Genomic DNA, 8,113 nt, shown 5'->3' on the forward strand with positions numbered 1-8,113 from the left:
GAGCGCTATTCCGTCGAAGGGTTCTACTACGCGCTCCGGGAGGAGACCTATGACCAAGCGATCGAGAAGATCGCAAAGCACATCGAGCTGACCGGCGAGATTGCCAGCCATCACGTCCTCGCCCGGCGCCTCTTTCTCCTCGAGCGCGTCGACGAAGCGATTACCCATTGGGAGATCGTGACGCGAATGCAGCATCCCCTGTGGATGGCATACAACCAGCTCGCCTCTGCGTATGAGTATCAGCAGCGGTTCGACATCGCCTACGAGCTCATCGAGTCCTTCATGACCCGTTTTCCCGATCGAGCTGAAGTCTATGCGGGTCTGGGCGAGCACTGGATCCGAGCGGGAAAGTACGATGCCGCCATCGAAGCGTTCGAGACCGCGGAGGCCACCGATCCGGATCGGCCCGGAACGCATTTTGGTCGGTTCGAGCTCGGCATCCTCCGCGAGGGCTGGCGAGAGGCGGAAGCGGCCATGAAGCCCTTGACCTCCCTCCGGAGTCCCACCTCCAAATGGGAGGCGCTGCGCCGCCTCGCACTCGTTTCGCTCTATCGCGGAAAGGCCGCCGATGCCCTCGAGCTTCTCGACCAGGCGGCGTCGGCCTACGAATACCCGAGAACCCGGAGTGCGGCGGCGAGAACCCAGGCGGCCCGCGTTCTCCTGGCTCAGGGAGAGGCCGAGCGGGCTCTCGAGCTTGCCCGCAGTGCTCAGAGGGAAGGCGAAGGCAACTATCCCGAGTGGGAAGGACTTTTCTATGAGGCCTCGGCCCTGGCGGCGTCGGGTCGGATCCACGAAGCCGAAGCACGGGCCGCGAAGTTGCTCGAGCGCACTGAGTCGATGCCGACGCAGAAAGAGACGCGGCGTCACCATCACCTCGTCGGCGAGATCGCTCTCGCGAGAGATGAACCGCAAGCCGCGATCGTCGAGCTCGAAAAAGCTCGCTCGTTGCTCCTTCCGCGAGGGTTCACTTTGATGGGAAGAGATCCGCCCCCACACGTCCCGATCTGGTACTCGCTCGGCTTGGCCTACCTCGCGGCCGGCCGAGACGGTGAAGCCCTCGTGTGGTTCGAGCGGATCACTGAGAGCGAAGGCGAGCACATCTGGTGGCCGATTCCCTACGTCCGGAGTTTCTATTTCCTCGGGCGGATTCACGAGTCCTTGGGCGACCAGGAGGCCGCGAGCGGGAACTACCGCCGCTTCCATGAACTCTGGAAAGACGGCGATCTCGATCGAGAGCGCATCGAAGAGACCCGAGAGAAGCTGACGCGGATCGCCTCCTCACGCGGTTAGGCGCTCCAGAATCTCGAGCGATGAAGACCGCTCAAGCTCGCGGCGCTCGTGCGCTACTTCATCGGCGGGCCCATCGAGGATGTCGCCATTCCGAAGTTTTTGCACGAAAGCGGAGGCCGGGGACAGCGAAAGAGGATGTGAGCGGGTTCTCGCCTGCTGTTTTCGCCCTCACGCCTTCAGGGCGACGACGTGGCTCTTGTTGACGGCGAGATACCGGTACCGCTCGACGGAGTCGACGAACTCGGCGGAAAGGACGTTGATGAATCGTCGTGAGTCGTTGAGCACCTCGGAAAGCTTGCTCCCGGTGGGAACGAGGATGTCTCCCTTGACCGTCGCCGAGGGCTCTCTCAGCTCCACCGTGATCCGTCGCCTATCGCCCGCCTTGCAGAGCCAGGCCGGATTCTCCGGTTCGTCCAGGGCTTCGACGTAGCTGAGAGAATCCTTGGGAATGGCTTGAAAGCCCCGTTCCTCACCGGCCGAGTCCTCTGCCTCACGGATTAGCAAAAAGGGCTCCACGTTGTTCAGGATGTCCGAGATCCGCGGGTGGGTGGTGCCGGCATCCTTCGCAAATAGATCCACAAATCCGATGATGCGCTTTCCCGACGCATTGATGCGGAGCTTAACGATCTTCTCTTGGATTGAATTCGTCATCGTTGTCTACCTGTACTAAGAACTTGGAATCGTCGCTCAGCGGGAGGGCGACTCAGCCGAGGCCCGCCCTGGATCGTGGGGTTATGAAGCTAACATAGTTTACCATGAGGAGGGATTTCCTGCTTCATCGCTCAATGGGCTTCTCGTCGGCCTGCAGCGCATCCTCGTCGACCCAGAATCGTTCTCCAAATGGACGTTCCTCGGGCCAGATCTCGTCGAGGGTGTCGGCTTCGTAGAGAACCCCGCCTTTCATCACGTAGAGCATGTCGAGCGTGTTCTCGATGGCATCAAGGGGATTCGACCCCAGCACGATCAGGTCGGCCAGTTTTCCCGCCTCCAGGCTCCCGAGGTCCTGCTCCGCGCCGAGAAAGTGCGCTCCGTCCGCAGTCGCGATGTGCAGCGCTCCCATGGGCCCGAGCGCCGAGGCCGCCATCCAGACCTCCCAGTGAGGCGCGATTCCGTGCTGCTGGCCGTGTGAGCCGATGGCGCCGTGGCCGCCCTGCTCGATGATATCGGCCAGGCCCTGGGCGATGAGGGGAAAGCTGTAGTCCGTCTCCGGCCTCAGCATCCGGCGTCTCGTGTGGGGCACGAGCTGGCGCCAGGGGAGCCAGCGCCGCTGCTTTTCGTCCTTCCACACGTCGTACTTCTGGAAGAAGTACTCCTCGTTCCACGGGCCCGGCCCCCCGACGATGAACGTGGGGGAATAGACGGCGCCCGCGAGCCCAAAGAACTTGGCGGCGTCGCCATAGATCGGCATGTAGCTCATCGGATGCTCCCATGCTGTTTGTCCGTCCATGATCATCGAGAGGTTGTAGGCGAGGTCGCTCCCTTCGGCGGTGACCATCAATTTCTTCTTGCGGGCGATGTCCGAAACCCACTGCCTCTGATCGCGGCGGGGCTGGAGGTACTGTTTGATAGCCGTCGCGCCCCAGGAGGCAAGCCTTTCGATGTTCTGCTCGGTGACCTCGTAGCTTCCGAGCTCGTTCTGGCGCGGGCCGTCTCCGCGATAAAGAGGATCTCCCGTCGAGAACGTCCGCGGGCCGACGATGAGCCCCGCTTCGATCAGCTCGGCAGCGGGGAAAACGTTCTGGGACCACATCGAATTGTCGAGGTTGGTCGTGACCCCGTATGCGAGGTAGATGGCTTTCTCGAAATCGCGAGCCGGATGGATGCCCCGATGCTCGCGGTAATGGTGGGCATGCATGTCGACGAGGCCGGGGATGATAGTTTTTCCCGACAGGTCGATGGTTCGGTCCGCTGCGGACGTATCGCATGGACCCAGGCATGCGATGCGGGCGCGATCGACGACGATGGTGGCGCTCTCGTACACCTGACCATCGTGCGGGGTGATGACGCGAGCGCCAACGAGCGCGATGGTCCCGCCCGGGAGACGTCGAGGCACGCGCAAGTCGACCTCCGTCGTCTCCGACTCGCCGCTCGTCACGTCGTAGACGAAGTGCCGGTTGGCGCTCCCGTACTCGAGTTGGTTCGCGTCGAGCCAGCGCGGATAGAGCCCACCCTCCAGACTTACCTGCGTCACGGGCACGGAACCCTTCCTTTTGTCGATCTCGATCGGCAGTTTGCCCGAAACGTTATAGGGAAAGGCGGCGACGTAAACGTTGTCGCCTTCCTGAAACGCGACCCGCTTCCCATCGGGCGAGGGCACGATTTCGTCGGCGAAATGGAATTTCAAATGCTCCCGCCGATCCGTGCCGTCGGGACGGACGGAGACGAGCAGTGTGAACGGGATCTCGTTCCCTTCCTGTTTCTCCGAGCCGGGCTCTGGATAGAACAGCCGTCCGTCGGGACCGAACGACGCCCTCACGATCTGGGCCCGCGAGCCGGTTGGCTCGACGCGAACGAGGGGTGTCGGATCTCCCCCTGAGGCGGGAATCGCGACGAGATCGTAATAGGCGTTCATCGCCCACGAGGAGTGGCGCGCGGTGGCACCCGAGCCCCGAGCCACGACGAGGGTCGACCCGTCGGGGCTCCATACTGGATGCACGTACTCTCCCGCAGTCCGGGTGAGCCGTTGCGGCGTACCCCCCGATGCTCCAACACGGTACAGGTGGCCTCCCTCTTCGACGTCCCAGGTTGTGAACGCGATCGAGCTTCCATCGGGAGACCAGGCCGGAGCGTACTCGAAGGGCTCGAAGCTCGCGGGGGTCAATCTTCGCGGAGTGCCACCGGAGGCGACCGTCCAGATCTTCCCGACGGCTTGAAACGCGATCGTGGCGCCATGCGTCGTGGCCCATCGGAGGAACCGAGCGGGGAAGGGACCATCGCTCACGCGAAAGCTCGCGCGCGTCATCTCCGAGATCGTTCGTTCCACCCGCGCGGTGAACGGAATCGTCTCGACGGCGCCGCTTTCGACGTTCAGCTTGCGCAGCTTTCCGCCCTGGGAGATGACGATGAAGCTCCCGTCCGAGGACCAGCTGTAGCCCGGTAGGACCCGAAGGGTCTTCATGCCTTCGGCCATGTCGACTTCGATGGGATCCATGAGCAGACGTTCGGCGCCGCTCACGAGTTCCCGCCGCCACAAGGCGGTGCGTGGACCGAAACGATGCCCTTTGTACGAGATCGTCCCATCGGGAATGCGTCTCGCGAAGCTCAGGTAGCGTCCATCGGGCGAGACCTCGGCGGCATACCCTCCGCCGCTGGAGGAACGAATCTGCTGCTCCGCCCTACCTTCGGTCACGGGGGTGATCGTACCCGTGGCTCGCTCGAGGCGCCGAATCTGCGTATACCCTTTGACTGGATCGCGATAACCCGACGGCAGCGGAGGCGCATCGGTCGCGTGAAAATAGACGTAGGCGCCGTCCGACGAAACGGACGGCCAGGCAGCTCCTGGCACATCCTGTCCCACGAGCTCGACGCCGGTGCCGCCCTCCCGGTGGTACATCCAGAGACCGTTCTTGGTCGGCCGACGCCGGTCGCCGAGCTCCTGCCGTCGAACGATGACGTAGTCCCCATCGGGCGTCCACACGGGCTCGAAGACACGGACGTTGTCGTCGGTGAACACGGCGCGCGGGTTGCTTCCGTCGGCATCCATGATCCAGAGGTTGTTCTGTCCCTTGCGGTCGGAGACGAAGGCGATCCGTGCTCCGTCGGGCGAGATGGCCGGGTGGTAGTTGGTCGCGACGCCGCTGTCCTGAGTCAGGCAACTCGCCTCACCCCCGCTGATGGGAAGTCGGTACACATGAGCCAGCAGGTCGAAGACGATCCACGTGCCATCGGGGGAGACGTCGACGGACATGAACGTGCCTTCGGAAGTCGAAAAGAGGATGTCGCGGGTCTCGCCGCGGGCGAGCGTGACGTCCCACACTTTTTCGATCTCGGCGGTCTCTTGAAAGGACAGCGCGAGCGCAAGAAGCGAAGCGAGCTTCATTTTCTTCTCTCCAACAAGGGCCTAATCATAACCTCTCGGTCGGGTTAGAATGGCCTTGGAACGCATGGAGAGAAGAGGTTCGCCATGAAAACCGTGACCAACAAGACTCACTCCGCGATCAAGGTTCCGTTGCCGAGGGGCAAAGCGCTGCACCTCGGTCCGCGAAAGACGGGACAAATCCGAGATACCGATGCGTCTCACCCGGCAGTCAAGAAGCTCGTCGAAGCGGGGACCATCGAGATCTTCGAGGGCAGCCACCAGGCGACTGGCGCGGCGGGACAAACGACGGCTCCGCACGAGTCGACCCACGGGTTCGGTGGGCCGAGCGTCAGACAGAACAAAGGGGATCGCTGAACTTTGTCTCGAGTGGGTGACTGACAACGTCCAATCGAGCGTCGCTACTTTCAGAGGAGATCTCTTCCGGTTTCGAGCGCTACGCGGAGAAGGGGTGAGCCTTCGCTACTGAAAACGCTCCACCTCGTCGCGGGTCAGTACGAAGAGATCGAGGGGACAAGGAAGCGGAGCGAGCGTTCCCATCATCTCCGGGTTCCGATTTCGAGGCTCCCGGTGAGAGCTCGTATCGACGACAACGAGCAAGTCGGCATCGGAACGAGGCGTGGGGTTGCCCGCGACGAGCGACCCGAAGAGCACAATCCTTTCGATGCCCGGGACGTTCTTCTTGGCCCTGCTCGCGGCCTGCCGCAGCTCATCGATGCGCTCAGCCCGATCGAGGTGGGTGGCTCCGGCAGAACTCGATGATCTGTGAGGCATCGGCGATGGCTCCCTCGGCTTCGCCTCGAGTGTAGAACTTCCCCGGATAGCCCTCGGCGAAGCCATTCGGATAGCGCGTGTAGTGCTTATCGAGGCGTCGCGCCGCCTCCAAGATGTCCGCGGGAGCCGAGATGCCGGCAGGCAAGGCCTCGGCGAGGCCTGTCACCGAGTGTCCCCAGGGCTCCCCACCCTTTTCCATGATAAGTCCCTCGAGCGCTTTTTCCGCCGACTGCTGTGCGGCGAACGCGCTCCATTCGAAATCGTCGTCGTCTCGCGCGTTCTCCGCGTGGCGCAGATCCCGATACGACTGCTCGCGCCAATCTCGCCACCGGTTCATGTCTTTCGGTAAACGCGCTTGACGTCATCGTATCATGTCGCCGTTTCCCATCTCAGTGTCCACGCCGGCCGCGCTCGCGGAGCGAAGCCTGCTAGACTACGCGTTTCGCGAGCGGGCCCTTGCCCCCGTTCCACGAGCAGGCTGATGAAAAAGTACAGTCCAGCCTGCGCGAGCGGAGCGAGCCCGGCGCGCTTGCCGCGCCGTAAACAGTCCGAGCCGTTGGCGGAACGATCGATCACGGGTCCGCCACGGCACTGAGCACTCTGGGAGGAGAAACGATGCGTAATAATCGGTTGAGCTGGATGCGGGCGGTGGCGGTCGTCGGGGTGGCAGTGATGGTCGTGGCGAGCTCGAGTCGCCTCGAGGCCCAGTCGATGACGACGAACCCGTTTCGCCCGATCGTGGACTGGGGCGAGCTACCCGACGGCCGAACGTTCGGATCCACCAGCGCGGTGGATATCGCTGCCGATGGCAACATCTGGGTCGTCGAGCGGTGCGGCGCCAATACCTGTGTCGGCTCGGACGTCGATCCCGTCCTGCTTTTCACGAAGGAGGGAAAGCTCCTCCGCAGCTTCGGTTCGGGCATGTTCGCCTGGCCGCATGGGATCGACGTGGACGGCGACGGCAACCTCTGGGTCACCGACGCCTGGCGTGAAGGTGCTACCGACACCGGACACGTCGTCTACAAGTTCAACCCGAGCGGCGAGCTTCTGATGACGATCGGCGAGCCGGGAGTGCCGGGCGATCCGCCGCGGCACCTCAGGCGACCCTCGGACGTCCTGGTGGCACCGAACGGCGAGATCTACATCGTCGAGGCGCACGATCAATCGGTGAATCGGGTCACGAAGTGGGCAGCAGACGGAGCCTACATCGAGACCTGGGGCGAAACCGGCCACGGGCCGAAGCAGTTTCGCGATCCGCACGCGCTCGCCATGGACTCGCAGGGCCGCCTCTTCGTCGGGGATCGCTACAACAACCGCATCCAGCTCTTCGATCAAGAGGGCAACTTCCTCGCCATCTGGACGCAGTTCGGCCGCCCGAGCGGTATCTTCATCGACGCGAACGATGTCATCTACGTCGCCGATTCGGAATCGAGCCCCGCGCCCGACGAGTACATGGGAATGCGAAATGCTGGCTGGGAAAAAGGAATCCGGATCGGCGACGCCCGCACCGGCTGGGTGCGCCACTTCATCCCCGACGATCGCGTCAACGTGACGGGCTACAGCGGTCCCGAAGGGATTGCCGTGGACGACGAGGGTAATCTCTATGGAGCGGAGGTCACGCAGCAACGTGTCGTGAAATGGGTGCGGTTTCGCCCGTAGCGCATAGACGCGTCATCTTCTGACGCCTCGACTAGGCGAAGGTGAGCCCGTGCAGCGTGCTACAATTCGCGGAGGAGGAAGCAGGAAGTGAGAGTGAAAGACCATGGAAGCGACCACCGACCCGCGCGGCACCGAGGTCGGTAGCTATTTCATCGCGAACTACCCTCCCTTCTTCTTCTGGAGCGCAGATCATCTCTCAAAGGTCGAAAAAGTCCTCGACCGGAGCCCCGATCCTTCCGTCCCCCTGGGGCTATACCTCCATGTTCCCTTTTGCCGGAAGCGCTGCAAATTTTGCTATTTTCGGGTTTACACCGACAAGAACGCGAGGGACGTCGAGCGCTACGACGAAGCGCT

The 8,113-nt window shown here is 62.8% G+C and carries 8 protein-coding genes; 4 read left to right on the forward strand and 4 right to left on the reverse strand.

The genetic code is table 11. The annotated features are described in order from the left end of the window. Window positions 1–1,290, forward strand: a 1,290-nt coding sequence (locus VEK15_18825) for a tetratricopeptide repeat protein (GenBank protein HXV62760.1), incomplete at its 5' end; no start/stop codon positions are given. A 168-nt stretch (window positions 1,291–1,458) separates the two neighbouring features. Here VEK15_18825 and VEK15_18830 read toward each other — a convergent pair. Both VEK15_18830 and VEK15_18835 read right to left on the reverse strand, forming a co-directional pair. Then, window positions 1,459–1,941 carry a hypothetical protein gene (locus VEK15_18830; GenBank protein ID HXV62761.1) on the reverse strand — a complete coding sequence of 161 codons (483 nt, stop codon included), beginning with the start codon at window positions 1,939–1,941 and terminating at the stop codon, window positions 1,459–1,461. Window positions 1,942–2,065: 124 nt separating this feature from the next. Then, a complete protein-coding gene (locus tag VEK15_18835; protein HXV62762.1) occupies window positions 2,066–5,329 on the reverse strand; it encodes an amidohydrolase family protein in 3,264 nt (1,087 codons plus the stop codon). A gap of 84 nt (window positions 5,330–5,413) precedes the next feature. On the opposite strand from VEK15_18835, the gene VEK15_18840 reads away from it, so the two are divergent. Further along, window positions 5,414–5,683, forward strand: a complete 270-nt coding sequence (locus VEK15_18840; GenBank protein ID HXV62763.1) for a hypothetical protein — start codon at window positions 5,414–5,416, stop codon at window positions 5,681–5,683. A 105-nt stretch (window positions 5,684–5,788) separates the two neighbouring features. Here the strand turns inward: VEK15_18840 and VEK15_18845 are convergent, their stop codons facing one another. Together VEK15_18845 and VEK15_18850 are read right to left on the reverse strand one after the other, a co-directional pair. After that, window positions 5,789–6,100, reverse strand: coding sequence for a nucleotidyltransferase domain-containing protein (locus tag VEK15_18845; GenBank protein HXV62764.1), 312 nt, complete (start codon window positions 6,098–6,100; stop codon window positions 5,789–5,791). Further along, window positions 6,048–6,437, reverse strand: a complete 390-nt coding sequence (locus VEK15_18850) for a HEPN domain-containing protein (GenBank protein ID HXV62765.1) — start codon at window positions 6,435–6,437, stop codon at window positions 6,048–6,050. The genes VEK15_18845 and VEK15_18850 overlap by 53 nt, the downstream gene beginning before the upstream one ends. Before the next feature lie 278 nt (window positions 6,438–6,715). On the opposite strand from VEK15_18850, the gene VEK15_18855 reads away from it, so the two are divergent. After that, window positions 6,716–7,759, forward strand: a complete 1,044-nt coding sequence (locus VEK15_18855) for a peptidyl-alpha-hydroxyglycine alpha-amidating lyase family protein (protein ID HXV62766.1) — start codon at window positions 6,716–6,718, stop codon at window positions 7,757–7,759. Between the two features lie 103 nt (window positions 7,760–7,862). Continuing rightward, a partial coding sequence (locus VEK15_18860) for a coproporphyrinogen III oxidase (protein ID HXV62767.1) occupies window positions 7,863–8,113 on the forward strand: 251 nt, incomplete at its 3' end.

The organism is Vicinamibacteria bacterium (assembly GCA_035620555.1).
Lineage (GTDB): Bacteria > Acidobacteriota > Vicinamibacteria > Marinacidobacterales > SMYC01 > DASPGQ01.